This window comes from Lactivibrio alcoholicus (assembly GCF_055390895.1).
Window position 1 is genome coordinate 2,900,592 of the sequence record NZ_AP042471.1, and the last position, 24,970, is coordinate 2,925,561.

General features: G+C 58.9%; 25 protein-coding genes and 2 pseudogenes. 21 read left to right on the forward strand and 6 right to left on the reverse strand.

Going from position 1 to position 24,970, the window contains the following annotated elements; all coding sequences use genetic code 11:
* Positions 1-52: 52 nt before the first annotated feature.
* Entirely contained in the window at positions 53-991 is a 939-nt protein-coding gene (locus ACZ5IU_RS13230) for a substrate-binding domain-containing protein (protein ID WP_464418087.1), read from the reverse strand.
* Positions 992-1,146: 155 nt separating this feature from the next.
* Positions 1,147-2,166 carry a LacI family DNA-binding transcriptional regulator gene (locus ACZ5IU_RS13235; RefSeq protein WP_464421925.1) on the reverse strand — a complete coding sequence of 340 codons (1,020 nt, stop codon included), beginning with the start codon at positions 2,164-2,166 and terminating at the stop codon, positions 1,147-1,149.
* 116 nt (positions 2,167-2,282) lie between these two features.
* On the opposite strand from ACZ5IU_RS13235, the gene ACZ5IU_RS13240 reads away from it, so the two are divergent.
* From ACZ5IU_RS13240 to ACZ5IU_RS13280, 9 genes and pseudogenes are all read left to right on the forward strand, one after another.
* The gene (locus tag ACZ5IU_RS13240; protein ID WP_464418089.1) at positions 2,283-3,212 is read left to right on the forward strand and encodes a ribokinase; all 930 of its coding nucleotides are present in this window, start codon (positions 2,283-2,285) and stop codon (positions 3,210-3,212) included.
* A 24-nt stretch (positions 3,213-3,236) separates the two neighbouring features.
* Positions 3,237-4,040 carry a helix-turn-helix domain-containing protein gene (locus tag ACZ5IU_RS13245; RefSeq protein ID WP_464418091.1) on the forward strand — a complete coding sequence of 268 codons (804 nt, stop codon included), beginning with the start codon at positions 3,237-3,239 and terminating at the stop codon, positions 4,038-4,040.
* A 72-nt stretch (positions 4,041-4,112) separates the two neighbouring features.
* A complete protein-coding gene (locus ACZ5IU_RS13250; RefSeq protein ID WP_464418093.1) occupies positions 4,113-4,520 on the forward strand; it encodes a DUF2000 domain-containing protein in 408 nt (135 codons plus the stop codon).
* Positions 4,521-4,756: 236 nt separating this feature from the next.
* Positions 4,757-6,156: pseudogene (uxaC, locus tag ACZ5IU_RS13255) on the forward strand (glucuronate isomerase).
* Positions 6,157-6,270: 114 nt separating this feature from the next.
* Positions 6,271-6,486 (forward strand): hypothetical protein, encoded by a 216-nt coding sequence (locus tag ACZ5IU_RS13260; protein ID WP_464418095.1) that lies wholly within the window; start codon positions 6,271-6,273, stop codon positions 6,484-6,486.
* A gap of 140 nt (positions 6,487-6,626) precedes the next feature.
* Positions 6,627-7,157: a TRAP transporter substrate-binding protein DctP gene (dctP, locus tag ACZ5IU_RS13265; RefSeq protein ID WP_464418097.1), complete on the forward strand. Its 531-nt coding sequence runs from the start codon at positions 6,627-6,629 to the stop codon at positions 7,155-7,157.
* Positions 7,109-7,261 carry a hypothetical protein gene (locus ACZ5IU_RS13270; RefSeq protein WP_464418099.1) on the forward strand — a complete coding sequence of 51 codons (153 nt, stop codon included), beginning with the start codon at positions 7,109-7,111 and terminating at the stop codon, positions 7,259-7,261. Before dctP ends, ACZ5IU_RS13270 begins: the two co-directional genes overlap by 49 nt.
* A 69-nt stretch (positions 7,262-7,330) precedes the next feature.
* Positions 7,331-7,852, forward strand: coding sequence for a TRAP transporter small permease (locus tag ACZ5IU_RS13275; RefSeq protein ID WP_464418101.1), 522 nt, complete (start codon positions 7,331-7,333; stop codon positions 7,850-7,852).
* Positions 7,845-8,441: pseudogene (locus ACZ5IU_RS13280) on the forward strand (TRAP transporter large permease subunit); the annotation flags it as partial. The gene ACZ5IU_RS13275 and the pseudogene ACZ5IU_RS13280, both read left to right, overlap by 8 nt.
* Before the next feature lie 282 nt (positions 8,442-8,723).
* Here the strand turns inward: ACZ5IU_RS13280 and ACZ5IU_RS13285 are convergent.
* Both ACZ5IU_RS13285 and ACZ5IU_RS13290 read right to left on the reverse strand, forming a co-directional pair.
* Positions 8,724-10,025 (reverse strand): mannitol dehydrogenase family protein, encoded by a 1,302-nt coding sequence (locus tag ACZ5IU_RS13285; RefSeq protein WP_464418103.1) that lies wholly within the window; start codon positions 10,023-10,025, stop codon positions 8,724-8,726.
* 41 nt (positions 10,026-10,066) lie between these two features.
* A complete protein-coding gene (locus ACZ5IU_RS13290; protein ID WP_464418105.1) occupies positions 10,067-11,554 on the reverse strand; it encodes a UxaA family hydrolase in 1,488 nt (495 codons plus the stop codon).
* Positions 11,555-11,882: 328 nt separating this feature from the next.
* Here ACZ5IU_RS13290 and ACZ5IU_RS13295 point away from each other — a divergent pair, with 328 nt between their 5' ends.
* The 5 genes from ACZ5IU_RS13295 to kduD are packed head-to-tail and all read left to right on the forward strand — an operon-like array spanning position 11,883 to position 14,402.
* On the forward strand, positions 11,883-12,515 hold the full coding sequence (locus ACZ5IU_RS13295; protein ID WP_464418107.1) for an IclR family transcriptional regulator: 633 nt from the start codon (positions 11,883-11,885) through the stop codon (positions 12,513-12,515).
* Positions 12,437-12,739, forward strand: a complete 303-nt coding sequence (locus tag ACZ5IU_RS13300; protein WP_464421992.1) for a hypothetical protein — start codon at positions 12,437-12,439, stop codon at positions 12,737-12,739. The genes ACZ5IU_RS13295 and ACZ5IU_RS13300 overlap by 79 nt, the downstream gene beginning before the upstream one ends.
* Entirely contained in the window at positions 12,736-12,864 is a 129-nt protein-coding gene (locus ACZ5IU_RS13305) for a hypothetical protein (protein WP_464418109.1), read from the forward strand. The genes ACZ5IU_RS13300 and ACZ5IU_RS13305 overlap by 4 nt, the downstream gene beginning before the upstream one ends.
* Positions 12,865-12,900: 36 nt before the next feature.
* A complete protein-coding gene (locus tag ACZ5IU_RS13310; RefSeq protein ID WP_464418111.1) occupies positions 12,901-13,593 on the forward strand; it encodes an RraA family protein in 693 nt (230 codons plus the stop codon).
* A gap of 47 nt (positions 13,594-13,640) precedes the next feature.
* Positions 13,641-14,402 carry a 2-dehydro-3-deoxy-D-gluconate 5-dehydrogenase KduD gene (kduD, locus tag ACZ5IU_RS13315; RefSeq protein ID WP_464418113.1) on the forward strand — a complete coding sequence of 254 codons (762 nt, stop codon included), beginning with the start codon at positions 13,641-13,643 and terminating at the stop codon, positions 14,400-14,402.
* 298 nt (positions 14,403-14,700) lie between these two features.
* On the opposite strand, the gene ACZ5IU_RS13320 is transcribed toward kduD, so the two are convergent.
* Positions 14,701-15,888 carry an IS110 family RNA-guided transposase gene (locus ACZ5IU_RS13320; RefSeq protein WP_464416206.1) on the reverse strand — a complete coding sequence of 396 codons (1,188 nt, stop codon included), beginning with the start codon at positions 15,886-15,888 and terminating at the stop codon, positions 14,701-14,703.
* Between the two features lie 269 nt (positions 15,889-16,157).
* Between ACZ5IU_RS13320 and ACZ5IU_RS13325 the strand changes: the two genes are divergently transcribed.
* The 3 genes from ACZ5IU_RS13325 to ACZ5IU_RS13335 all read left to right on the forward strand — a co-directional run bounded on the left by ACZ5IU_RS13325 (position 16,158) and on the right by ACZ5IU_RS13335 (position 19,142).
* Positions 16,158-17,105: a tripartite tricarboxylate transporter substrate binding protein gene (locus ACZ5IU_RS13325; RefSeq protein WP_464418115.1), complete on the forward strand. Its 948-nt coding sequence runs from the start codon at positions 16,158-16,160 to the stop codon at positions 17,103-17,105.
* Positions 17,106-17,190: 85 nt separating this feature from the next.
* On the forward strand, positions 17,191-17,658 hold the full coding sequence (locus ACZ5IU_RS13330; protein WP_464418117.1) for a tripartite tricarboxylate transporter TctB family protein: 468 nt from the start codon (positions 17,191-17,193) through the stop codon (positions 17,656-17,658).
* Between the two features lie 14 nt (positions 17,659-17,672).
* Positions 17,673-19,142, forward strand: a complete 1,470-nt coding sequence (locus tag ACZ5IU_RS13335) for a tripartite tricarboxylate transporter permease (RefSeq protein WP_464418119.1) — start codon at positions 17,673-17,675, stop codon at positions 19,140-19,142.
* 85 nt (positions 19,143-19,227) lie between these two features.
* On the opposite strand, the gene ACZ5IU_RS13340 is transcribed toward ACZ5IU_RS13335, so the two are convergent.
* Positions 19,228-19,656: an FKBP-type peptidyl-prolyl cis-trans isomerase gene (locus ACZ5IU_RS13340; RefSeq protein ID WP_464418121.1), complete on the reverse strand. Its 429-nt coding sequence runs from the start codon at positions 19,654-19,656 to the stop codon at positions 19,228-19,230.
* Positions 19,657-19,951: 295 nt separating this feature from the next.
* Here ACZ5IU_RS13340 and ACZ5IU_RS13345 point away from each other — a divergent pair, with 295 nt between their 5' ends.
* The 4 genes from ACZ5IU_RS13345 (at position 19,952) to ACZ5IU_RS13360 (ending at position 24,969) form a co-directional block, all read left to right on the forward strand.
* Positions 19,952-20,926: a TRAP transporter substrate-binding protein gene (locus ACZ5IU_RS13345; RefSeq protein WP_464418123.1), complete on the forward strand. Its 975-nt coding sequence runs from the start codon at positions 19,952-19,954 to the stop codon at positions 20,924-20,926.
* A 3-nt stretch (positions 20,927-20,929) separates the two neighbouring features.
* Positions 20,930-21,397: a TRAP transporter small permease gene (locus tag ACZ5IU_RS13350; RefSeq protein WP_464418125.1), complete on the forward strand. Its 468-nt coding sequence runs from the start codon at positions 20,930-20,932 to the stop codon at positions 21,395-21,397.
* A complete protein-coding gene (locus tag ACZ5IU_RS13355; RefSeq protein ID WP_464418127.1) occupies positions 21,394-22,668 on the forward strand; it encodes a TRAP transporter large permease in 1,275 nt (424 codons plus the stop codon). Before ACZ5IU_RS13350 ends, ACZ5IU_RS13355 begins: the two co-directional genes overlap by 4 nt.
* Before the next feature lie 132 nt (positions 22,669-22,800).
* Positions 22,801-24,969 carry a Tex family protein gene (locus tag ACZ5IU_RS13360; protein ID WP_464418129.1) on the forward strand — a complete coding sequence of 723 codons (2,169 nt, stop codon included), beginning with the start codon at positions 22,801-22,803 and terminating at the stop codon, positions 24,967-24,969.
* Position 24,970: the final 1 nt, after the last annotated feature.

The following is a 24,970-nucleotide window of genomic DNA, read 5'->3' on the forward strand; positions in this document are numbered from 1 at the left end:
AAACAGGAAGGGGGGAGCGTGCGCCCGAAGGGACGCTCCCCCAATGAATCGCCTACAGATCCTTCACCGTCACGAGTTTGACGGGCGTCTTCTGCCAGCCGGAGAGCTTTTCGCCGGCGCGGATCTTCATTCCGACCTTTATGGCGTTTGCGGCCATCTCGGGCCCGAACTGATCGACCGTCGCGAGCATCTTGCCCTCTTTGATGAGCGGCTGGACCGCGCCGATGTTGTCGAAACCGACGACCTTGATCTTTCCGGCCATGCCGGCGGCCTCGATGGCCTTCACGACGCCGAGCGCCATGGAGTCGTTCGCGCACATGACGCCCTGGACATCGGGATGCCGCGTAAGAAGGTTCGTCATCACGGTGTTGGCCTCTTCGGTCTCCCAGTGCGCCGTCGTCGAACTCAGCAGGTTCATCTCGTATTTCTTCACGGATTCCATGAACCCTTCCTTGCGCTGCTTCGCGTTGTCAGCGCCGGGGTTCCCTTCGATGATGATGACCTTCGCCTTTTTTCCGAGCGTCTCCCCGAGGAAATCTCCGGCGAGCTTCGCGCCTTCGGCGTTGTCCGGACCGACGAAGAGGAAGTCCTTCGGAAGCCCCGCCTCGACGAGCGCCTTCTTGTCGAGCGTGACGTCGAAGTTGACGACGATGATTCCCGCGTCGAGCGCCTTCTTCACCGAGGACACGAGCCCGACGGAATCGGCGGGGGCGAGGACGATCATGTCGACCTTCTTCGCGACGAAGTTTTCCATGGCGGAGATCTGCGTGTCGATATCCGTTTCCGAATTCATCCCGACGGGGATCAGCTCGAACGTGCCGTCGGCGGCCGCGAAATTGCGCGCACCCTCTTCCATCGTCTTGAAGAATTCGTTGGCCAGGGATTTCATCACGAGTCCCACGACGGGTTTGCCCGCCGCGAGAGCGACGGACGAGAATGACAGGACCGCTGCAAGGAACAGAACCAGAAGCATTCCGGAACGTGCTTTCATGACAGAACCTCCCTTTCGGATCGTCTCGGAAGTGCACACGACAGCTCACTTCGCCGCGGATTGCGCCTGTGTCGTCCCGCGGAGTCGCCCGGTCTCGGAGAGCGGTCCGGAGCCGACTCCCGCATGTTCATGGTGCCTCACCCCCCTGCATGATGTCACCGCCGTTTCTTCCGATCCCGCCCGGACGAGATCGCCGCCGTCGAGGAACGTCTGACGAGTTCCGTCGGCAGCAGCGGACTCCGGACCGGGAGTTCCGGTTCACGGATCCGTTCGGCGAGAAGGGCGACCGCGATGCGCCCCATATCTCTGTGCGGCTGCGCGACGGTTGTCAGCGGAGGGTTGAAGAACGCGGCGAGGCGGATATCGTCGAAGCCGACCACGGAGATGTCGTTCGGGACCGAGAGCCCCATCTCGCAGGCAGCGCGGATCGCGCCGAAGGCCATGAGGTCGTTGCACGCGAAGATGGCGGTCGGCCGGTCGGGAAGGCGGAGAAGGCGCGTCGCGGTCTCGTGCCCGCTCTCGGGATGGAAATCGCCTCTGAGGACGTATTCCTCGCGGAAGGGGATTCCGCTTTCGGAGAGCGCCGAACGGTACCCCGACACGCGCTCCGCACTCGGCGTGATCTCCGACGGCCCGGCGATGCACGCGATCCTCGCGTGTCCGAGCGAAAGAAGGTGTTCCGTCGCGCACCGTCCTCCGCCGGAATTGTCGATCCGGATCGTATCGACTCCCCTGAGGACCGAATAGCGATCCATCATCACGGCCGGAATGCCGAACTTCCCGAGGGAGGACGCGTCCCCCCTCGGAGACGAGGCCTCGATGAGGACGATGCCGTCAACGCGTTTCTCGGCGAGGACGTGGAAGTAGTCGTCTTCCTTCTTCGGATCGCCGTCGGTGTTGCAGATGATCATGGAATATCCCCGCAGGGCGCTCTCGTCGGAAATGCTCCGGGCGATTTCCGCGAAGAAGGGATTGGTCGCGTCGGGAAGAATCAGGCCGATCGTGTGGGAGTGCTTCTGACGGAGGCTCCGCGCGAGCGCGTTCCGTTTGTACTCGAGTTCGTCCATCGCCGTGAGGACCCGTTCCCGAACCTCGGGACGAACGACGCGGCTGTCGTTCAGGACGTGGGAAACGGTTGTGACCGAAACCCCCGCGAGCGTTGCGACGTCTTTCATGGTCGCCAAGCCGGACGCCTCCTCCGCAATCGTTTGCGCAATCGTTTGCGAATATGGTACACTCATTTCAACAATCCGTCAAAGGAGAATCGTCACGTCCGGGAAAGGTGTGGAGGATGATGCCCCGTATCGTCGTAACAGGTTCCCTGAATATGGATCTCGTCATGCGGTCGCCCAGGACTCCGGTTCTCGGCGAGACGATTCCGGCGGGGCCGTTCGTCACGTCCCACGGAGGGAAGGGGGCGAATCAGGCTGTCGCATGCGCCCGGCTCGGAGCGTCCGTTGCGATGATCGGGCGGGTCGGCGACGACGCGTTCGGCGCCGGACTCCGCGAATCGCTGGAACGCGAGGGAGTCGACGCGTCTGCGGTTCTCACGACGAGGGAGTGTTCCACGGGAGTCGCGTCGATCGTCGTCGTCGACGGAGATAACGGAATCCTCATCGCTCCGGGGGCGAACGGCATGCTCTCCCCATGGGATATCAGAACCGCCGCGCCGCTTTTTTATGGCGCCTCGTGTGCGCTCTTTCAGCTCGAGATTCCCGTGGAAACAGTTCTGGACGGCTTGCGGCTCGCAAAACGGGTGGGGGTACGAACGATCCTCAACCCGGCGCCGTTCGCGTCCCTTCCGGACGAGGTGTTCGCGCTCGCGGACTTCTTCATTCCGAATCGCATCGAACTGGAGCAGTTCTCGGGAATATCCGGGCTTGCTGAAGGAGCTTCGGCGCTTCGGAGCAGGGGCGCGTCCGGGATCGTCGTGACCGTGGGGAAGGAAGGGGCGTGGATCTTCGCCGATGCCGAACCGCTTCTCGTGAAGGCTCCCGCCATCGACGCCGTCGACAGTACGGGGGCGGGAGACGCGTTCGTCGCGGCGTTCGCCGTGGCACTCGCGGAGGAGAAGTCTCCCCGGGATGCGGTCGAAATGGCGGTCTGTGCGGGCGCTCTCGCCTGCATCCGTCTCGGCGCGAGGGAAGGACTGCCTTCGCGTGCGGAGGTCGACGACCTTCTTCGGGAAAACGTCTTTCGGACGGGAGCGTCGCGGCGCTGACGGACGCCGCGAAAGATAAGAACCGTGTCCGTCGGGTTTTATCGCGACTCTTCCGTTCCTCTCTACGAGATCAAGAGCTGCCGTGCGGAGCTGCACTCGAGCCGCGGGCACTTTCACGACGAGATCGCGATCGCGCTCATCGGATGCGGGACGAGCCTCGTCGAATGCGCCGCGGGGCCGTTTCTCGCGGAACCGGATACGCTCGTCGTCTTTCCTCCGGGCGTCGTTCATTCCTGCAACCCGAGAACCCCGGACAACTGGGCCTTCCGGATGCTCTTCGTCCCTCCGGACATTCTTCCGCGGGAGGAACGGGAGTGCTTCAGCGGCCCAGCTCCACGGATCATCCGGATGGACCGGGAGTTCAGGGAGAGGATCGGAAAAGCCTTCGAAGTTCTCTCTGGCGACGGTGGGCCGGAAGAGAAGGAAGAGACGCTGTTTCTCCTTCTCGAACTTGCAGCCGAAAGGTTCGTAATCTCGGGAGAAACGGGAGCCGCGAATGCCCCCATCCCGGAGTCGATCGTGCGGACTGCCGCCTTCTTGCGGGAATATCGCCACGAGGAAATTCCCCTCAAGCGTCTTGCGGAAGTTTCGGGCCTGAGCAGATTTCACCTCGTCCGGGCGTTCCGCAGGTCCTTTGACATGACACCGCACGCCTACCTCATGACCCTCCGGATCGACGACTCGAAACGACTCCTGCGCGAAGGGGTCGCGATCTCGGACATCGCGCTCGCGGAAGGATTCTGCGATCAAAGCCACTTCACGCGCGTCTTTCGCGAGATATGCGGAGATACCCCCGCCCGCTATATCGCCTCCGAACGCCACCGCTGAGCAATTTCTTCCTATAATTCCGACGGGGCGGGAGAGACAATGTCTCCAACGAATCGAAGGGGAGGCATGAACGTGAAGTGTGTCATCGTCATCGACAGGGATTTGCCGCCGGGACTCGCGGCGAACGCGGCTGCGGCGCTCGGGATGAGCCTCGGCGCACAGGTCGACGGGTTGATCGGACCGGACGTGGCGGACGCGGACGGAGTGGTGCATCGGGGGATTACGAAGGTGAACCTTCCGGTCCTGATGGCTTCGTCCGGAGAATTGACGGATCTTTTTTCGGCGATTGTTTCCGCGAAGGATCCGGATGTCGCCGTCATCGGATTCAGCAGGCTTGCCCAGAGCTGCAAGAGCTACGACATCTACAGGGACCGGATGAATGAGACGCATACGCCTGAGCTTGGGTTCTCCGGAATATGCGTTCATGGAGATCACAAAAAGGTCTCGCGTCTGACAGGATCGTTGCCGGTTCTGAAATAGCGCCCGAGAGAGATCTTCGGAAGTCGGATTCCCGAGAGGTCGGGAAGTTCGGGGTGAATCAGCCCGCGAACTTCCTTTTTTTGTTTTTTGGAAGAGATGTTGAATTTTCGGAACAAAAGAAAATCGAAATTTTCATCATACTGTAAAATTGATTTCCGTAAAATGGAACTGCAACGCTGATAAGAAGGCGGAAGCTCATGAACGCGTCATCGTGTTCCGAACGACCGAAACCGTTTATGGACGAGGATTTCCTTTTGGATTCGAAGTCCGCGCAGCGGCTTTATCACGAATATGCGGCTCAGATGCCGATCATCGACTACCACTGTCATATCCCCACCGAAGATATCGCGAACGACAGAAACTTCGAAAACCTGACGCAAGTGTGGCTCGGAGGCGACCATTACAAATGGCGCGCCATGCGCGCATGCGGCATAGATGAACGCTTCATAACGGGCGACGCTTCCGATGAGGAGAAGTTCGCGGCATAGGCCGGGGTCGTTCCGCAGGTCGTGAGAAATCACCTCTACCGCTGGACGCATATGGAACTCCGACGGACATTCGGTGTCGACGGACTTCTCCGCCCCGAGACGGCCGCCGGAATCTACGAGCATTGCTCGAAGCTTCTCCGGACGCGGGAGTTTTCGGTCAGGTCGATTATCAGAAAATATAACGTCGACGCTCTCTGCACTACGGACGATCCGGTCGATTCGCTCGAGCATCACAGGACGATCCGCGAAAGCGGGTTCGAGACGCTCGTGGCTCCGACATTCCGTCCGGACAGAGTTCTTGACGCGCATCTTCCGAAGGTGTTCAACGAATGGAGGGATCGGCTCGAAGTCGCTTCGGGCGTTCGCGCCGACTCGTTCGGGTGGTTCATCGAGGGGCTGAAGCGGCGCCACCGGTTCTTCCACGAACAGAAGGGCCGTCTTTCGGATTACGGCATCGAGATACCGTACGCCTCAGACTGGACGACCCCTGAAGTCGAGCAGACGTACGCATTCCTCAGGAGCGGACGGGCTCTTTCGAGCGAAATATTGCTGAAATTCCGCTCTGCCGTGCTGTATGAACTGCTCGTAATGGATCACGATCAGGGGTGAGTGCAGCAACTCCACCTCGGAGCTCTTCGGAACGCCAATACGCGCGTGTTCGGGAAGATCGGGGCGAATATCGGCTACGACGCGATCGGCGACTGGGAACAGGGGGTCCTTCTCGCGCGTCTGCTCGACCGACTCGAGCGGGCGGGACACCTTGGAAAGACGATCGTCTATTCGCTGAGTCCACGGGATAACGAGATGATTCCCTCGATCCTGGGATGCTTCCAGGATGGATCCGCCCCGGGAAGGATGCAGATGGATCGGCGTGGTGGTTCACGGATCAGAAGGACGGTATGACACGGCAGGTAGAAGCGCTTTCCTCGGTTGGCGTGCTCTCCAGATTCGTCGGAATGTTGACGGATTCGCGTTTCTTCCTGTCGTACCCGCGGCATGAATACTTCCGGCGCATTCTCTGCAACACCTTCGGAAACGAGAGACAGCGAGGGGAACTTCCCGAAGATTACGATCTGCTCGGTGGAATTGTTCAGGATATTAGTTTTAACAATACGCGCAATTATTTTCATTTAAGTTCTATTCAATGAAACATATCCAAGAAAGAGGAGAGATTTGCGCAATAGTGAGTTGAAACTACGAATGAATTCGTCTGGAATGGGTATCGAAGACTCATAATTCTTGATCCATAAGGAGGAGAAGTCATGAAGAAGTTGGTGTGTGTCCTCGCGGTCTTCGCAGTCGTCTCAATGATTCTCCCTTTCGGATCTCAAGCATCGGCCGCGCCGCAGATAGTGCTTCGTCTTGGTGAAACCCATGTCGCGGACTACCCTACGGCGAATGGCGACATGGAATTCGCTCGTCTCGTCGAGGGGCGTACCGGTGAACGAATCAAGATCGAAGTCTATCACAGCAAGTAGCTCGGAGAAGAAAAGGCGGTCATCGAAGAAGGTCAGTTCGGCGCGATCGATTTCACCCGCGTGAGCATCTCCCCGCTCGCTGCCTTCGCACCGATGTTCGATGCCATGCAGTGCCATATCTCTATCGTGACGAAACGCATATGTGGAAGGTTTTGAACGGGCAGATCGGCGAAGACTTCCTCAAGAGCCTCGAACCGGCGAATTTCGTCGGACTCTGCTGGTACGATTCCGGCGCCCGGGACTTCTACAATTCGAAGAGGGAAATCAAGACCGTCGCCGATCTCAAGGGAATGAAAATCAGAGTCCAGGAAAGCAAACTCATGATGGGGCTCGTTTCCGCCCTCGGCGCGGTTCCGACCCCGATGCCTTTCGGGGAGTTTTACAGCGCGCTTCAGACCGGCGTTATCGAAGGTGCGGAAAATAACTGGCCGAGTTATTTCTCGACGAGCCACTACGAAGTCGCGAAGTATTTCACACTCGACGGACATACGCGGGTCCCCGAAATCACGATTGCGAGCAAGATCGTTATGGACAAGCTTTCCAAGGAAGATCAGGAGATGATCAAGAAAGCTGAAAGGACTCGATATCCTATCAGATCAAGCTCTGGAAGGAGTTCGAGAAGGTGGCCGAAGACAAAGTCCGCGCGAAGGGGTGCCTCATCACGACGTTGACTCCCGAAGCCCAGGCCGGTTTCCAGAAGGCCATGCAGCCGATGTACGATCAGCTGAAACCAGAGTTGAAGGAAATCGTGAAGAAGATCCAGGAAGTGAAGTAGAGACCTTCGAGGGGGGACGTCGCAAGCCGCGGCTCCCCCCCCCTTTTTGTCTCCGAAGGGGGAATGCGTGTGAAGGCACTGACGGCCTTACTTCGCTTCATTCATTTCATTCTGGTGATGTCCGCGAAAGTTCTCCTCGCGGCGATGGTGATCCTGACGTCGGTGAACGTCTTTATGCGTTACGTCATGAACTCGGGAATCGGATGGTCCGAGGAAATATCGCTCGTCATCGTCGTATGGTTCACGTTCATTTCCATGGTTCTCGGGGTAAAGCAGCGACTTCATATCAGCCTTTGCCTCTTTCCGAAGGATCTGACGCCGACCATGGATTTTCTGCTCCCGAAGCTTTCGGATCTCGTCACGCTGTTTCTTGGGTACGTCATGATCCACTACGGATGGATCCTCGTCGGGTTCACGAGCACGTCAATCCTTCCCGCCTCAGAGTTCCCGGCGGCGGTCATGTACTTTCCGCTTGTGTTGGCGGGTATTCTCGTGACGTACGAATCCCTCATGAATCTCTTTGGCTTCGACAAGGGGGACGAGAATCTCGACCGGACGCTTTCCGGCGGGAGGTGCTCGGGCGATGCCTGACCTGACGCTCGCTTCCTGGATCCTCCTCGGCTCCTTTGCAGCACTGCTCGTACTCAAGGTTCCGATCACGTTCTCGCTTGCGGTTTCGTCGATCGCGACCGCGATGTATCTCAAGATCCCTCTCATGGTCATTTTGCAGCAAATGGTTCAGGGGGTGAACTCGTTTTCGCTCCTGGCCATTCCATTCTTCATCATCGCCGTCATCATCATGGGCGGCGTCATCTCCGGGGTATTCACCGCGACGGAGTCGGCGGCGGTCGCGTACGTGTATGCCTTCATCGTGACCTTCTTCATCTACAGGGAAATCCCGCTGAGCAGGATGAACAAGATTCTGTACTCGTCGCTCAAGACTCTGGCGATGGTCATGAGTCTCATCGCCACCGCGAAGGCTTTCGGCTGGCTGCTCGCCTATCTGAAAATCCCGGCGATGGCGACGAATGCATTGCTGACGATTTCCGACAACCCGGTCGTTCTCCTGTTGCTGCTCGGGCTCGGTTGCATCATGGACATGGCGTCGCTCATCCTGATCACTACGCCGATCCTGTATCCGGTCGTCGTGAAGACGCTCGGGATGGCCCCGGTACAGTTCGGAATCATGATGACGCTCAATCTCTGCATCGGGCTCTGCACTCCGCCGGTGGGATCGCGCGCTGTTCGTCGGGTGCGCGGTAGGGAAGATATCGATCGAAGAGGCGACGAGGGCGATGATTCCGTTCTATGTCACCATGGTCGTCGTACTGTTTTTCATAACCTTTGTTCCGCAGATCGTGATGTTCGTTCCGAATCTCGTCATACCGCAGTAAGAGAAATCATGAAGTGCTCGGGCGCAGCGGAAGGGAGCTCGCCCCCTCCCGCCGTATTGTTGCATCTTCTATCTGCATCGGTGCCGTTCGAGTACTTCGACAAGTTCTTTCCGGAGCGGTGCGCTCAGATTCGGAAAGAAGCTGTCGGTCATGTCGGCAACGGAACGTCCCCTGAGCTGGCCGAAATCCTGGAGAACGAACGGACCTCCGGGAAGTTCGCGGACTCCATCGCAGTAGTACAGGTCCGTCATCGCGGCGATGCAGTTCGTGAGAACGGGAGGAAGCTCGACGAACTTTGAAAAGTATCCCTCGAGTGTCGGGCGGAGGCGCGTGTTGCACTTCGCGACGGAGTTGAGCGCGATCGAGCGAAACGCGTGTTCGAGCGCAGGATTCCGGAAGCGTTCGAGAACGTTGTCTCCGTACTTGTGCGTCTCCGGGTCATCCGAGAATGCAGGGACGATCTCGTCGTGAACGAGACGTCGAAGATCCGGCTCGAAGCGCGGATCCTCGACGAAGTCCCGGACGTATTCGACGCCGTTCAGCAGCGCAACCGGGACGGATGCCGTGTGAACACCGTTCAGAATACGGACTTTCCTGTCGCGGTAGAAGCCCAGTCTCTCGTCGGTGACAATGACGTTCAGGTCCGCCTTGTGGAAGGGGAGGATGTCGAGGATCCTTTTGTCGCCCTGAACGACGAACAGATGGAATAGTTCTCCGGATGTGATATTCGGATCCTCGCGCCCGAGCCGCCTGTAGATCTTTGGAGCGTCTTTTGCGGGGAATCCTGGCACGATCCGGTCGACGAGCGTATCGTAGAAGCGGCATTCGTCCAGATACGCGAAAAAAGCATCGTCATACTTCCAGAGGCGACCGTAACGCTCGACACACTTTTTGAGCGTCTGTCCGTTATTCTCGATGAGTTCGAGCGGCAGGATCGAAAGAGGCGGCAGGCCTTTCGCGGAACGGGCGTGGAGCGCAGCAGCGAGGAGCGACGCATAGTTGTGCGGTTTGTGGTGTTCTTCGAAAAAGATGCCTGCTTCTGTCGTGTTCGACGTGACGGCCTTGAGCGTCGGGCTGAGCGCGGCGCTGAGCATCCGCTCCATTCCGTCCTCTTCGAACGGGTTGCACCCTCCGGCTATGACGCCGACGGATTCGAGCGTCTCCTCGTAAACTCCGTTTCGGTACCCACGCAGCAGCACGGAATAGTCCCGCGTGGCGACGATCTCCGCGACACGTCCCTGCGGAATGGGCTGCACGAGGAAAACGGAATGGTTTTCCCCGGTCGCGGCGGAAATCCGTTCGAGCATCCAGTCGAAAAACGCACGGATGAAATTTCCCTCGCCGAACTGCAGTACCGTGTAGTCCTTCATAAATTGTCTCCCTCCTGTCGGTTTCCGGTCGATCGAGAACGTTACAGCGTGACGCCGTCCTTGAAAATCGCGATTTCAGCGCAGGCGTTCCGTTCGCTTTTCGTAAGTCGTCCCGAAGCCGTCTCGGCGAGCAGTCCGATCAGGGACCGGGCCATCGCGGGCGGATTCTCCCCTTCGAGCAATGGTCCGGCGTCGAAGTCGATCCAGAGAGGCTTGCGCTTCGAAAGAGCCGTGTTCGACGAAATCTTGATCGTTGGGACGACGGTCGAGAACGGGGTCCCCCGTCCCGTCGTGAAGAGGACGATCTGTGCGCCGCCGGCCGCGATGACCGTGCTTGAGACGAGGTCGTTCCCGGGGCCGAAAACGATATTGACGCCGCTCTTCGTTCCGTGAATCCCCATCGAAAGGACATCCGTGACGGGACTGGAACCGAATTTCATGACCGCTCCGAGGGATTTCTCCTCGAGCGTCGTAATGCCGCCGTCCCTGTTTCCCGGAGATGGGTTTTCGTAGACAGGTTGTCCGTGCGAGGCGTAGTAGTCGCGGAACCACCTGACTGTTCCGACGAAAGCGTCGAAGACGCTCCTTTCGGCGATCCGGGAAGCGACGACACTCTCTGCGCCGAACATCTCCGGGATTTCGGTTGCCAGGACGCGTCCGCCCCAGGTGCAGACTGCGTCCGAGACGCGTCCCGAGAGCGGGTTTGCCGAAAGGCCGGAAAAACCGTCGCTGCCGCCGCACTTCACGCCGATCACCACGTCGGAAAGCGGAAACGGAAGACGTTCCCGCGGCGCGGCGTCCGCGAGTTCGTCGAGGAGCGAGAGCATGACCGAACGGTCGTCTTCGACCTCCTGAAGGAAGAGGAATCGAACCTTTTTCACGTCGTGCAGACGCGTTTCGAGAAAGATCCTCCGGAGGTTTTCGCATCCGAGCCCGGCGGTGACGACGCCAGCGGCGCAGGGGTTCCGTGCGAGTCCGGCGAGGATGGCGATCGTCCTCTCGAGATCCTCGCCGAGCTGCGAGCAGCCGTACGGATGCGCAAGAACCCTGACGTCCGTAATCCATGGATCACGGACGTAGTCCTTCACGAGAAATCTGAGGTAGTCGTTGACGCAGCCGACCGCCGGAATGATCCAAAGATCGTTTCTGATTCCGGGAACCCCTTCATTGCGGGGAAACCCCATGAACGAGGGAGGGGGTTGGGTACGGACTTCGGCCGTTTCATCCGTCCGGGACCATGTCATGTCCCATTCCGCCCGGAGAGCCGATTCGGCGTTGTGGGTGTGAATCCACTCCCCCGGCACGATCGGCCGGGTGGCCTGTCCGATCCGGCGGCCATATTTGACGATCGCCTCTCCCGCCCCGATGTCTCTGACGGCGACCTTGTGCCCCCTGGGGATATCCCCGGCCAGCCGTCCGGGAAGACATGCCGCATACGTCCCTCCGACACCGCCGTCGGGGAGGATCGCGACATTGTCTCGCTCGTCCAGGATGATGCATCGCGCTGGAGGCACAGTTGCATACTCCATGGGGCCGCTCTCCCTCCGTTTTCGTTTTCCATGATGCCGTCTCGCTCATTGTAACGGATTCCTGTCCGGTAAAACGTTCCACGGAAGTTTTCCCGTTTCGTCATGGAAAGTGGTTCCTGCCGATTCATTTCGTAAAAATTCAGGAAGATCTGTTTGAATAGAGTGTTGACAGAGGTCGGACGGTATCGTAAGGTATTTATGTTTCATCCTTAGAATCACTATTCTATCAGGTGGAATATTATGAAAAAAGCGGTCGGACCTACGGTCCTTCTCTGGGCCGAGGCATACCGGAAGAAAAACGGGGCTTGCGGAGATCGCGCGTCCGTTCTTGCGCAAACTGTGGGATATTTGCCGGGAGACGGTCCGTCTTTTTGTGTACGAAAGCGGAGAGATCTTTTACCTGGATAAGATCGACAGCCCTCATCCCGTCGGCACGCGTTCGCGGATCGGTGCGAGGAGGGATCTTTACAGTACGTCTGCCGGACGTTCAGTATTGTCGGTCCTTCCGGAAACGGAACGGAATGAGTATCTCGACAAGACGGAAATGCGGGCGCACACGGATCGAACGGTTACGGAGCGGCGGTGTCTGGAGGATATTCTCGTCCGTTGCGGAAACCGAGGATTCTGCGAGGAGAAAGAAGAGAATGAAGAGGGAATCCGATGTGTCGGAGCGGCGATCCTCGATCTTCGCGGATATCCTGTCGGGGCGGTGAGCGTGAGTTCTCCCTCCTGCCGATTCAGCGACGAACAGTCGCGTTCGCTCGGTATCCGCGTCCGCGACACCGCGCTGGAGATCTCTCGCGAGCTGGTGTACGGAAAGCGACGGTCAAGACAGTGCCTGGGGATGGATGGAGACAACCGGACGACAAGGGGGCGTCGGATATGGACATTCGCAACTCGGCGAACCCTGAAGACATTAAAAGGCATTACGGTACGGACGCCCTCAGGAAGGAATTTCTGATCGAAGGGCTCTTCGCGCCTGACGAAATTCCGATGGTGTATTCGCATGTGGACAGAATGATCACGGCGTCGGCGTATCCCGTTTCGAGACAGCTCGCTCTCGAATGCGGTCCCGAGCTCGGCGTGGACCTTTTCCTTCAGCGCCGGGAAATGGCGGTTCTCAATATCGGCGGTTCAGGAACTGTCCGGGCAGGCACATCGTCGTTCGGAACGGTCAGGCGGTGATTTCTCCGAGCTGGTCCATCCATTCCGGCGTCGGAACCTGCAGTTACACGTTCGTCTGGGGGATGGCCGGGGAAAATCAGACGTTCTCCGATATTGACGCCGTCCCGATGGCAACGCTGAAATAGGCGTCCGGGCCGGAGGTCTTTTGCGAGGAGGAGTGGATGACGACGGAATTGTGGAGTACTGACCGGGAGCTCTTGTCCCTCACGCGCCGGTCGCTCTTTACGGCGCTTGTCGGAGACGTTCTCGATACGATGGGGTTCGTGAGGCAGTTCCTGCCGCCGGAGATCCAGCCGCTGAAACCGGATATGATTCTGGCCGGCCGGGCGATGACCGTCCTCGAGGCGGACTGCTGCGGAGTCGAAATCAGTTCGGCAGGGAAGAAAGCTCCCTTCGGCCTCATGTTCGAAGCGCTCGACGACCTCAGGGAGGACGAAGTGTACATCTGCGCGGGAGGGGCGCCCGATTATGCGCACTGGGGCGGACTGATGACGATGCGGGCGGTGTACCTGAAAGCCGCGGGTGCCGTGATGCACGGATATTCCAGGGATACGCACCAGATGTGCTCGTATCCGTTCCCGGTTTTCTCGTGGGGGACCTACGCGCAGGACCAGGGACCGCGAGGCCGCGTCGTCGACTACCGTTGTGCGATCGAGTTCCCGAACGGCGTACGCGTAGAGAACGGTGATCTCCTTTTCGGCGATATCGGAGGGGTCGTCGTCATTCAGCGGGTCGCCGAAAAAGAAGCCGTGGCGAAAGCCCTCGAAAAGGCGGAGGGGGAAAATCTGGTCGCGAAGGCGATATCCCGGGGGATGTCCACCGTCGAGGCGTTCGCAACCTTCGGCATAATGTAGCGGCTGAACCAGGTGCCGGATTGGACGAAAGGACGGCGACGAACGATATGATTCTCGATCTTTTCAGACTCGACGGAAAGATTGCCATCGTTACGGGAGCCCGGAAGGGGCTCGGATACGGGATGGCTGAAGGGCTGGCGGAAGCTGGGGCGGACATCGTCGGGGTCGGGCCGATCGAAATGCCCGAGCTCGAATCGCGCGTACGGGAACTCGGGCGGAAATTTCTGTTCGTAAAGGCGGATCTCGCAAGTCAGGAGCGCATTCCGGCGATTGTCTCCGATACCGTTTCGGCGATGGGTGGCGTCGATATTCTCGTGAACAACGCGGGAATCATCCGGCGCGCCGATATCCTCGAATTCGGCGAACAGGACTGGGATGACGTGATCAACGTCAACCTCAAGAGCCTCTTCTTCCTCTCGCAGGCGGTCGCGAGGCGCATGGCCGAACAGGGACGCGGCGGGAAGATCGTCAACGTCGCGTCGATGCTTTCATTCCAGGGGGGCATCCGGGTTCCCTCGTACACCGCGAGCAAGAGTGCCGTCGCGGGATTGACGAAGCTCCTCGCGAACGATCTCGCGAAGTACGGCATCCAGGTGAACGCGATCGCTCCAGGCTATATGGCGACGGATAATACGGAAGCATTGCGGAATGATCCCAAACGTCACGACGAGATCCTCGGACGGATCCCCGCGGGGCGCTGGGGAACCCCGGACGACCTCAAGGGGGCTGCCGTCTTCCTCTCGTCGAAGGCCTCCGGTTACGTGACGGGGTATGTCGTTGCGGTCGACGGAGGCTGGCTTTCGAGGTAGTATCGCCGAAGGTGTCCGGAATATACGTCACATATCCAAGGAGACCAGCTATCAAAAGTCAAGGGATCAGGTTAGGAAGAGCAGCAAGAAGGAGGTAGGGGATTTTTTTCGAACATGATGCAGCTTGAGAGCCGCGGCATTCGCGGCCGCGCTCATGTTGAAGGAGATAGGGGATTTTTTTCGAACATGATGCGGCATTGCACCTTGACAGCAAAATAGAGCCCGGAAAAAGAGCAAGCGAAACCATCCCGTTCCTGAAGGGGAGCGGGAAGCGGCGGGAAATTCTGTCGGCTCGGGATCAGGCTTCGGGAATCATTCGGACCTCATAGGGTCTGTTCGCCTTCAGAATCGCGAAAATGGCGTAGGTGAGCTTTCTGGCGACGGCGCCGATAGCTGTGCCGTAGGCTTTCCCCTCGCTTCGTTTCTTTTCGTAGAAGGCCTTGAATACGGGATCGAAGCGGGCGGCGACAACAGCGGACATCCAGAGGGCTCTCCTCAGATGAGGCGATCCCCTTTTCGAGAACCGGTTGTGAGTTCCGGAGAAATTGCCGGACTGCATCACAGTGGGATCGATGCCCGCGAAAGCGACGAGCTTTTTGGGATTCTCGAAGCGGTTGATGTCTCCGATCTCGCCCAGGATGATCGCTCCCGTTGCGGGGCCGACGCCCGGAATGGAGAGAACGACCGAGTTCAGCTTCTTCAGTTGTCGGGCGAGCTTTTCGTCGATCTCGCCGATCTGCCTTTCGGTGAACTCGATCCGCTCGATGAGGATCTTCAGCCGGAAAGCGAAGGCGTCCCGACAGAGAGTCATTCCGACGGAACGTCCCGCAAGCGAATTGATCTCGTCGGCCTTTTTCGCGCCGTGTCGCCCTCTGCTCGCCTTTCGCAACAACGCGGCCAGAGACTTCGTATCGAGTTCCAATGCCTGTTCAGGCGTTCCGCAGGTTTTGAGAAAGGCCTTGGAGCCTTCACCGAACATATCGGAAAAGAGCGAGTCGTACTCGGGAAAGACCTGGTCCAGAACGGTGACGACCTGACGCTTGTAGTCGGCGCAGCTGTCCTTGAGCGATTCGCGGAAACGGGCCGGATTGCGGAGCGCGAGAACATCCTCGTCGGCCGGACGGGTCTCGGAAAACTTGCCGAATCGCATGACCTCGGCGATGAGAAAACAGTCGACCGAGTCCGTTTTCACCTGTCGGATGTGAAAGTTCCGAAAACTGTCGGATTGAATCGGATTGATGACATGAAGCCTGAAGCCCTTTCCGTGCGGGAAGGAATACAGGGCAAGCCAGTAGTGCCCCGTGGCTTCCATTCCGACGCACAGATCCTCGTTCTCTCCGACTTTCTGTTCGAGGAACTGCGGCAGCGAGGAAAAACCTTCCTGATCGTTGAAGAACCGAAGGGATTTTCCCCGGCGAGCGCCATCCTCGTCGACGAGCCCGGCTTCGTGATTGTTTTTCCCGATATCGATTCCAAGATACAGCATGACGCACACTCCATACGGTGAATTTGCAGGACATCCTCACGCTCCTGCGGCGCACAACCTCCTTGGACAGACGGAGACGGCCGCAGGCGGCCCCAACATCCAGCTCATTCGTGCAACGCCGCAAGAGGCGAGGCGCCAAACTCCTTTACGAGACTTGCATCCCAAGGGATGAAACGGCGACTCTCACCCTGCATACCTCTATTATCGTCGCAACTCTTCGGGCTCTTTGCTGTCCCAGTTGCAACTACTTTATTCTAGGAGGATGTACGATGAAGAAACTTGCTCTCGCGCTGGCTCTCGTTCTGGGTGTTCTCGGTTGCACGGCGTTCGCGGCGGACTTTCCGACGAAGAATATCAAACTCCTGGTTCCGTTCGCCGCGGGCGGCGGAACGGATGCGGTGGCGCGCGCCCTTGCGAGTGCGGCGGAAAAGCATCTCGGCCAGCCGGTTGTCGTGGTGAACAAAGCCGGCGGTTCGGGAGCGGTCGGAATGACCGAAGGCGCGACGTCGAAGGCGGACGGCTACACCGTGACGATGGTCACGCGCGAGATCGCGTGGCTTCCGCAGATGGGGCTCGCCCAGATCACGCCGGGGAACTTCGATCTCATCGCGCTCGTGAACGAAGATCCGGCGATCGTGCTCGTCCAGCCCGGATCGAAGTTCGCATCCGTCAAGGATGTCATAGAGGCGGCGAAGGCGGGTCCGGGAACCGTTAAATTCGGAAGCACGGCGAAGCCGAATTTCTACCTTCTCGCCCTCGAGCTGAACCAGAAGGTCAAGTTCAACCAGATCCCGTATAATGGCGCCGCGGAAGCGATTCCTGCGCTGATGGGCGGCCACGTGGAGTTCTCGATGGTCAACCCCGGCGAAGCGATTTCCCAGATCACGTCCGGACAGCTCAAGCCCCTTGGCGTCTGCTCCGACAAACGCATGGCCGGTCTTCCGGACGTTCCGACGATGACCGAACTCGGATACCCGATCGTGACGGGGACATGGCGCGGACTCGCCGTTCCGAAGGGGACTCCCGACGCTGTCAGGACGATCCTCGGCGCAGCGTTCGAGAAAGCCGTCGCGGAACCCGACTTCGTATCGTTCATGAAAGGGCGGACCCTTGGAATTCGTTTCATGAACGCGAAAGACTTCAGGACCTTTGTCGATAACGACGTCACGTCGCTGACTCAGATCGTCGAGGAAGTGAAGAAACTGCAACAGAAATAACCGAACTTAAGGGAAACTCCGCCGTTCGGCAAGAGATCGGGGGCGGCCGTAGGTGCCGCCTCTTTTTTCCGTGAGGAGATATGCCGTGAAAACAGCCAATTATCTTATCTCAGTTGTTTTTCTTCTTCTGAGCGCTTTCGTTCTGTATCAGATCGCAGGCTTTCAGCAGACGCTGATCTCCGACGATTACGTCGGCGCGGCGTTCTTCCCCGAAATCCTCGTGTGGGGGACGGTTGCTCTCGCCCTGCTGCTTGCATGGCTGAATTACGGGAACAAGTTTCCCGAAGACGGACGAACACTTTCGGATCTTTTTCCGAGGGAAGTCCGGATGCCGTTGATCGGTCTCGTCGTTCTCTGCGCGTACGTGCTTCTTCTGGAACCTCTCGGCTTCATTCTGGCCACGATCGCTCTCAATATCGTTCTGCTTTTCCTGTTCGGCGTACGCGGCCTGCCGACGCTGAGCGTGTTCCCTGTGACAATCTCGCTCCTCGTCTATATCGTTTTCTGCAAAATTCTCGTCGTTCCCCTCCCCGAGGGGCTATTCTACTTTTAGGGAGGGAGTCGTCGATGCTATCCCTGCTCTGGAGCGGTCTCCAGACGACGTTTTCGTTCGCGATCTTCCCGTTTCTCGTAATCGGGGTCACCGGAGGCATCGTCATCGGTGCGTTGCCCGGACTGACGGCTACCATGGGGGTGGCCGTCCTCCTGCCGTTCACGTTCGGCATGGAGGCGACGAAGGCGCTCGTGATGCTGTGCGGGATCTACATAGGTGCCATCTACGGCGGGTCCATCTCGGCGATCCTGCTGAAGACACCCGGGACGCCCGCCGCCGCCGCGACGGTGCTCGACGGATACGAACTCGCGCGAAAGGGCGAAGCCGCGAAGGCGCTTTCCGTTTCGGCGATCGCTTCGTTTATCGGCGGCATGGTGAGCACGATAATGCTCATCACGATTTCTCCGATCCTCGCGGGATTCGCGCTCCGCTTCGGCGCTCCGGAATACTTCGCGCTCGCCGTTTTCGGCCTGAGCATCATCGCGAGTATCTCCGGAAAAAGTCCCGTCAAAGGACTTCTTTCGGGAATGTTCGGCCTGCTGATCTCGACGGTCGGCCTCGACCCCGTGACGAGCTTTCCGCGTTTCACGTTCGGACAGATCAACCTGTACAACGGTTTCGCCATCATTCCCGTTCTGATAGGGCTCTTCGCGCTCGCCGAGGCGTTCGTCCAGATGGAGAAGATCTTCGAAGGGTCGCAGACGATCGACACGAATTTCAAACGTGGGATGGTCTCTCTGAAAGAAACGCTCGCACTCTTGCCGACGATGATCAAGTCGGCGCTCATCGGAACGTTCATCGGCGCCATTCCGGGCGCCGGAGCCGACATCGCCGCCTTCGTGAGCTACAACGAGGCCCGGCGTTCCTCGAAGCGGGGAAAGGAATTCGGCACGGGGTGTCTCGAGGGCGTTGCGGCCCCAGAAGCCGGAAACAACGGCGTAACGGGCGGAGCGATGGTTCCGTTGCTGACGCTCGGTGTTCCCGGCGACGCCGTGACGGCGATCCTGCTCGGCGCCCTGATCATCCAGGGGTTGCAGCCGGGACCGCTGCTCTTCACGAAAAACGCGGACATCGTATATGGGCTTTTTTCTTCGCTTCTTGTCGGGAATATTCTCATGCTCGCACTGGGACTTCTCTGTGTCAGGCTCTTCTGCCGGGTCGTCGAACTGTCCAAACGGATCATCATTCCGACGATCATAACGCTTTCGATCGTGGGGGCGTATTCGATGAACAACAGCATCTTCGACGTATGGGTCTGTATCGGGTTCGGCGTCATCGGATACCTTATGCAGAAGGTCGATATGCCGTCCTCTCCGATCATCCTTGCGGTCATTCTCGGTCCGATGGCGGAGAGCAACCTGCGGCGCGCGGTTCTCATGTACCAGGGGAGCTATTCGTTCCTGTGGACGCGACCGATAGGCGTCGTCTTTCTCGTGCTGGCCGCGCTGTCGCTCTATTCGTCATATCGCAGGGCCCACAGCTGAACGAGTGTCGTGACGCCATACGATAAAAGCGCGGGCCGCTTCCGGAGGAAACCGGAAGCGGCCCGCGCTTTCTGGATTCACGTCGCTATTTCACGATTTCGACGAGTGTCACGTCGAAAATCAGCGATTTGCCGGCGAGAAAGTGATTCGCGTCGAGCAGGATTTGGTCTCCTTCGATTTCCCTGATGGAGACGCGCATCGGAACTCCGTCGCGGGATGACATCTGCAGAACTTCTCCGACGACGGGCGTGTATCCCTTCGGAAGCAGAGAACGAGGGAGCCGGAAGAGCATGTCTTCGTCCCGGACCCCGTACGCCTCTTCGGGCGGAAGCCGCAGCGTTTTCACTTCGCCGACCTCCATTCCGACGACTCCCGAATCGAAGCCTGGAATCATCTGCCCGGTACCGACAACGAACTCCAGAGGTTCTCTCCCCGCCGAAGAATCGAAGACTGAACCGTCCGTCAATTTCCCGGTATAATGGACACGAATGCAGTGTCCCCTTTTCACACGCATGAGACATACCCCTCTCGGAAGAATCCGCCGCTTTCAATGCTGCGGAAAAACAATGGATTATGAAAGTATTGTACGGGGAAAGACCTGCGATCGCAAATTGCGAAGAGAGATAAAAAGTGTACGAAGGGACATCTTTCCATGATATCGTTACCGTTGTTCCGTGATACAATGCCTCAACGATAGAATTCATGAAAAGAGGTGATGCCCCTCAGGCGAAAGCGTCGATTACCCGGCATGTCAGTTGTTTGCGGACAGAATCGAATCTTTCTCGGTATCCCAAGGAGGGAGCACAACCATGAAGAAAAAAGTCGTTTTGATGCTGGCAATTTCCGTTTTTCTCGCAACAGTCGCATTCGCCGCCGATTCCGTGACGGTGAAGATCGGCAACGTCCTGAATCCGGATCATCCGTGGAACGTCGCACTGAACGGCTTCGCGCAGGATGTCGAAAAGGCGACCGGAGGCCGTGTGCTCGTCAAGATCTTCCCGAGTTCACAGCTCGGCAACGAGAAGGATCTTATCGAGGGGCTCCGCATGGGGACCGTCGATGGCGGCCTTATCGGAGGATCGTCTTTCCAGAGCCTCGACCCGAAATTCGGCATCGAGGAGTTGCCTTACGCTTTTGCGAACCACGAACAGGCGTACAAGGCGTTCGACGGGAAACTCGGCGAAGCGCTGTTCGATATTCTCGGGAAAAAGGGAGTTGTCGGACTCTCGTGGTGGGAGAACGGCTTCCGTCACATTTCCAACAGCAAAAAGCCGATCCTCGCTCCGGAGGACCTCAAGGGGCTCAAGATCCGCGTCACGCCGAACAAGATGCGCCTCGACACATTCAACGCGCTCGGCGCCTCCCCGATGCCGATCCCGTTCGGCGAACTCTACTCCGCACTCCAGCAGGGGGTCGTCGACGCGCAGGAAAATCCGCTCGCCATCTTCTTCTCGAACGGGTTCTCGGAAGTTCAGAAAAATCTGTCGCTGACGAGCCACATCTGGACATCCGCGATCCTGTGCGTGAACAAGGATATCTGGAAGAAGATTTCGGACGCGGACAGGAAGGTCGTTCTCGAAAGCGCAGCGAAGTGGCGGGACGAGGAGCGGAAGATGATCCGAGCCTCGGACGACGAACTTGTCGCGAAGATCAGGGAAAAGGGAGTGGATGTCCGGACCGTCGATACGACCGCCTTCCGTGCGGCTGTCAAGAGCGTCTGGAAAGCCTATGAATCAGTCTTCGGCAAGGATTTGCTCGACCTCGTCGAGGAGGCCGGAAAGTAATCGATGAGGGCTTTTCTTTCGCGGGGGCTTCGATGGTTTGTCGTTCTATCGATCATCGTCATGTTCGTCGAAGTCGTCGTCGAGGTCTCCTGTCGCTTCGTGCTGAAAGCGCCGATCCCGTGGGGGGCTGAACTCTCGCAGACCGTTCTTGTCTGGCTCACGTTCGTCGGGGCTGCCGCCGCGTTTCTGAAGGGCGACCATATCGCAATCAATATGTTCGGAGACGCCTTGAGATCGAAGGTGGCGAAGACGGCGCTCCGGGCGATCAACACGACGATCACGCTGGCGTTCGTTGCGGTCGCATGCCGGTCGGGATGGCAGGTTGTCGAACGGACGTGGGAGGACACGACCCAGTCGCTCGGGATTTCCGCGGGGATCATGTATCTTGCGTTGCCGTTCGGGATGGCGCTGATCCTTCTGCTTGCCGTCATGGCGCTTTCCGGTAGGAACGGCGGAGGCCAGGGGTCATGATCCTGCTCGTAGGAGCCATGCTCGCGATGATGGTTTCCGGTGTCCCGATCGCCTTCGCGATAGGGGCGTCGGCCACGTTGTACCTGATCATCGGGGACGCGGTCCCGCTCATGGTCGTCGCCCAGAGGATGGTCGTGGGCGTCGATTCCTTCACGCTGCTCGCGATTCCGCTCTTTCTTCTCGGCGGGGCGCTCATGGCGGCCGGAGAAATCACGCCGAAGATCATGCGTTTCGCGTACGTCCTCGTCGGGTGGATCCCGGGAGGACTCGCCATGGTGCTCGTCGTCTCGTGCATGCTGTTCGGAGCGATTTCCGGGTCAGGAGTGGCGGATGTCGTCGCGATCGGATCGATCGTCGTCCCCATGATGAACCGACAGGGATACCGAAGACCTTTCACGGCGGCGCTTCTCGGCTGTGCCGGGTCGCTCGGGACGATCATTCCGCCGAGCATGGTCATGGTTATCCTGGGAGTCACCATGGGAGCTTCGATCGGAAAGCTCTTCATCGGGGGCATCGTTCCTGGGATCCTTCTGGGAATTTTCCTGATGGCGCTTTCGTATTATTTCGCGCGGAAGGAAAACTATCCGCGGGGCGAGCGTCCGACGTGGAAGGAAGTGAAGTCGGCGTTTCGCGAAGCCCTGCTGCCTCTCGGAGCGCCCTTCCTGATCGTTGCCGGCTTCCGGAGCGGCATTTTCACGGCGACCGAAACCGGCGCGGTCGTGGCTCTCTACGCGTTGATCCTCTCGGCGTTCGTATACCGGAAGCTGACCCTGAGCGCGTTTCTCGACGTCTGCTATTCCGTAGGCATCACGAGTGCATCGGTGCTCCTCATCATCTCCTCGGCGTCGCTGTTCGGATGGATCCTCGCTGCCGACCAGATTCCGCAGAAGGTGGCGACGTTCATCCTCTCCGTCTCGAAGAGCTACTGGGGAATCCTGATCATGTTCAACATTCTCCTGCTGATTCTCGGGACGTTCATGGAGACCATTGCGGTCGTCATCATCATCGTGCCGATCTTCATGCCGATCATGCAGCAGATCGGCGTCGACCCGATCCATCTCGGCGTGATGATCGCCGTCAACCTGGCCATAGGCGCGAATTCCCCGCCGCTTGGCGTGGACCTGATCACGGCCTGTAAAGTGACGGACACGAGCTACGAGAGTTCATTCCCGTTCGTGTTTCCGTTTATCGGATCGATGGCTGCGGCGCTCATGCTCATCATCGCATTTCCGGGGCTCGTGACATACCTGCCGAATCTCCTTGTGCGGTGACGGACAGAATATCCGATTGCGGCGTGAGAGGGCGGCTTCCCTTCAGGGAGCCGCCTTTCTTTTCTCGTATAGTACAATAGGGCGGTTCTCGAAGACTGTCCGTTGGGTGACGGAACAGGGGGGCATCGGAATTTGAATACGCTTCATTGCTTGCTCATCGCGAAGGAGATCGGTATCGGGCGGGAACAGGTTGCCGCTGCGGCGGAACTGCTTGAGGAAGGCTCCACGGTTCCGTTCATCGCACGGTACCGGAAGGAAGCGACGGGCTCTCTCGACGAGGTCGCGATCGTTACCATCCGCGACAGACTCGGACAGCTTGCCGAGCTTGACAAGCGGCGGGAGGCGGTGCTGCGCTCGCTTGAGGAGCGCGGACTGCTGTCGGACGGTCTCCGGGAGGCGGTCGGGAAGGCGCAGTCGCTTGCGCGGCTTGAAGATATCTACCTCCCGTTCCGGCCGAAGCGCCGGACGCGGGCGTCGATTGCTGCGGAGAAGGGGCTGGCGCCGCTTGCGGATCTTCTCCTGGAGGCTGTTGCGGGAAAGAGAGCCGACGTCGATCCCGAGACGGAAGCGCGACGTTTCCTCGATCGGGAAAAGGGAGTAGGCGATCCGGGAGAGGCTCTTGCCGGGGCACGGGATATCATCGCGGAACGGGCGAGCGAGGATTCGAGAGTACGGGCGTCGCTCAGGGAACTCTTCGCCCGCCGCGCGACGCTTCGATCGAAGGTCGTGAAGGGGAAAGAGGAGGAGGGGGCGAAGTACCGGGACTACTTCGAGTGGAACGAATCCGTCCGCACAGTCCCGTCCCACAGGATTCTCGCATTGTTCCGCGGGGAGCGCGAGGGGGCGCTTTCCCTCTCGTTCCTGCCGGCGGAGGAGGAGGGGATCCTGATTATGGAGAGCTTCTTCGTCCCGGGGACAGCCGGAGCCTCGCGCGCCGCGGAGCAGGTGCGCGAGGCCGTGCGCGACGGCTATGGGCGCCTTGCGGCTCCTTCGATGGAAAACGAACTCAGAGGTGTGCTCAAGCGTATCGCGGACGAACAGGCCGTCGTCGTCTTTGCGCGCAACGTCCGCGATGTTCTGATGGAAGCGCCGCTCGGCCAAAAACCCGTTCTTGCGGTCGATCCTGGTGTCCGGACCGGGTGCAAGCTCGCGATGCTCGATGCGCAGGGATCGTTGCTCGCAACGGATGTGATTTACCTGCAGCGTGGAGACCGCGAAATTTCGGACGCGGTCAGAAAGGTTCGCGAACTTGCGGAGCGATACGATCCCGAGGCCGTGGCGATTGGAAACGGGACGGCGGGACGTGAAACGGAGAAATTCTTCAGGGAGCTTTCATTGCCTGGAAATCCCGTCGTTGTATCGGTGAACGAGAGCGGCGCGTCGGTTTATTCGGCATCGGATGCGGCGAGGGAGGAATTCCCGGATCAGGATCTGACGGTACGGGGTGCCGTGTCGATCGGGCGCAGACTCCAGGATCCGCTCGCGGAACTCGTGAAGATCGATCCGAAGTCTATCGGTGTCGGACAGTATCAACACGATGTAGATCCAAAGCTTCTGAAACAGGCGCTCGACGATGTAGTGAGTTCCTGCGTCAACAGCGTCGGCGTCGAGGTCAACACCGCGAGCAGACAACTGCTCGCGTCGGTGTCCGGACTGGGATCGGGGCTCGCTGCTGCCATCGTGGCCTACAGGCATGAAAACGGTCCGTTTCGGACGCGATCGGATCTTCGCAAGGTCCCGCGACTCGGTCCAAAGGCGTTCCAGCAGTCCGCGGGATTTCTGCGTATCCGCGCCGGAGAGCGCCCGCTCGATGCAAGTGCCGTCCACCCGGAAAACTACGGGATCGTCGAACGAATGGCAGGGGATCTCGGCTGCACGATTGCGGACCTGCTCGGCGACGAATCGACGCGGAGCAAAATCGACATCGACCGGTATGTCTGTCCCGAGGCTGGAATTCCGACGCTGCGGGATATCCTCGCTGAGTTGGCGAAGCCCGGACGGGATCCCCGGGCTTCGTTCGAGGCGATCCCGTTCGCGGAAAATGTCCGGGAGGTCACCGACCTGTCGGCGGGAATGGTATTGACGGGTGTCGTCACGAACGTCACGGCCTTCGGAGCCTTTGTCGACATCGGCGTCCACCAGGACGGCCTCGTTCACGTGAGTCAGCTTGCCGATCGCTTCGTTTCGAATGCCGCCGATGTCGTTCGCGCCGGACAGCGTATCCAGGTGACCGTCCTCGATGTCGATCTTCGGCGGCGACGAATCTCTCTATCGATGAAATCGCAGAAAATGAAGAGCTGAG

What these genes read in the sequence shown, in the direction of transcription:
- ACZ5IU_RS13230 (WP_464418087.1), bottom strand. Translation starts at nt 991, where the DNA reads ATGAAAGCACGTTCCGGAATGCTTCTGGTTCTGTTCCTTGCAGCGGTC.
- ACZ5IU_RS13235 (WP_464421925.1), bottom strand. Translation starts at nt 2,166, where the DNA reads ATGAAAGACGTCGCAACGCTCGCGGGGGTTTCGGTCACAACCGTTTCC.
- ACZ5IU_RS13240 (WP_464418089.1), top strand. Translation starts at nt 2,283, where the DNA reads ATGATGCCCCGTATCGTCGTAACAGGTTCCCTGAATATGGATCTCGTC.
- ACZ5IU_RS13260 (WP_464418095.1), top strand. Translation starts at nt 6,271, where the DNA reads ATGAAGAAGTTGGTGTGTGTCCTCGCGGTCTTCGCAGTCGTCTCAATG.
- dctP (WP_464418097.1), top strand. Translation starts at nt 6,627, where the DNA reads ATGTGGAAGGTTTTGAACGGGCAGATCGGCGAAGACTTCCTCAAGAGC.
- ACZ5IU_RS13285 (WP_464418103.1), bottom strand. Translation starts at nt 10,025, where the DNA reads ATGAAGGACTACACGGTACTGCAGTTCGGCGAGGGAAATTTCATCCGT.
- ACZ5IU_RS13290 (WP_464418105.1), bottom strand. Translation starts at nt 11,554, where the DNA reads ATGGAGTATGCAACTGTGCCTCCAGCGCGATGCATCATCCTGGACGAG.
- ACZ5IU_RS13300 (WP_464421992.1), top strand. Translation starts at nt 12,437, where the DNA reads ATGGACATTCGCAACTCGGCGAACCCTGAAGACATTAAAAGGCATTAC.
- ACZ5IU_RS13310 (WP_464418111.1), top strand. Translation starts at nt 12,901, where the DNA reads ATGACGACGGAATTGTGGAGTACTGACCGGGAGCTCTTGTCCCTCACG.
- kduD (WP_464418113.1), top strand. Translation starts at nt 13,641, where the DNA reads ATGATTCTCGATCTTTTCAGACTCGACGGAAAGATTGCCATCGTTACG.
- ACZ5IU_RS13320 (WP_464416206.1), bottom strand. Translation starts at nt 15,888, where the DNA reads ATGCTGTATCTTGGAATCGATATCGGGAAAAACAATCACGAAGCCGGG.
- ACZ5IU_RS13325 (WP_464418115.1), top strand. Translation starts at nt 16,158, where the DNA reads ATGAAGAAACTTGCTCTCGCGCTGGCTCTCGTTCTGGGTGTTCTCGGT.
- ACZ5IU_RS13335 (WP_464418119.1), top strand. Translation starts at nt 17,673, where the DNA reads ATGCTATCCCTGCTCTGGAGCGGTCTCCAGACGACGTTTTCGTTCGCG.
- ACZ5IU_RS13340 (WP_464418121.1), bottom strand. Translation starts at nt 19,656, where the DNA reads ATGCGTGTGAAAAGGGGACACTGCATTCGTGTCCATTATACCGGGAAA.
- ACZ5IU_RS13345 (WP_464418123.1), top strand. Translation starts at nt 19,952, where the DNA reads ATGAAGAAAAAAGTCGTTTTGATGCTGGCAATTTCCGTTTTTCTCGCA.
- ACZ5IU_RS13350 (WP_464418125.1), top strand. Translation starts at nt 20,930, where the DNA reads ATGAGGGCTTTTCTTTCGCGGGGGCTTCGATGGTTTGTCGTTCTATCG.
- ACZ5IU_RS13355 (WP_464418127.1), top strand. Translation starts at nt 21,394, where the DNA reads ATGATCCTGCTCGTAGGAGCCATGCTCGCGATGATGGTTTCCGGTGTC.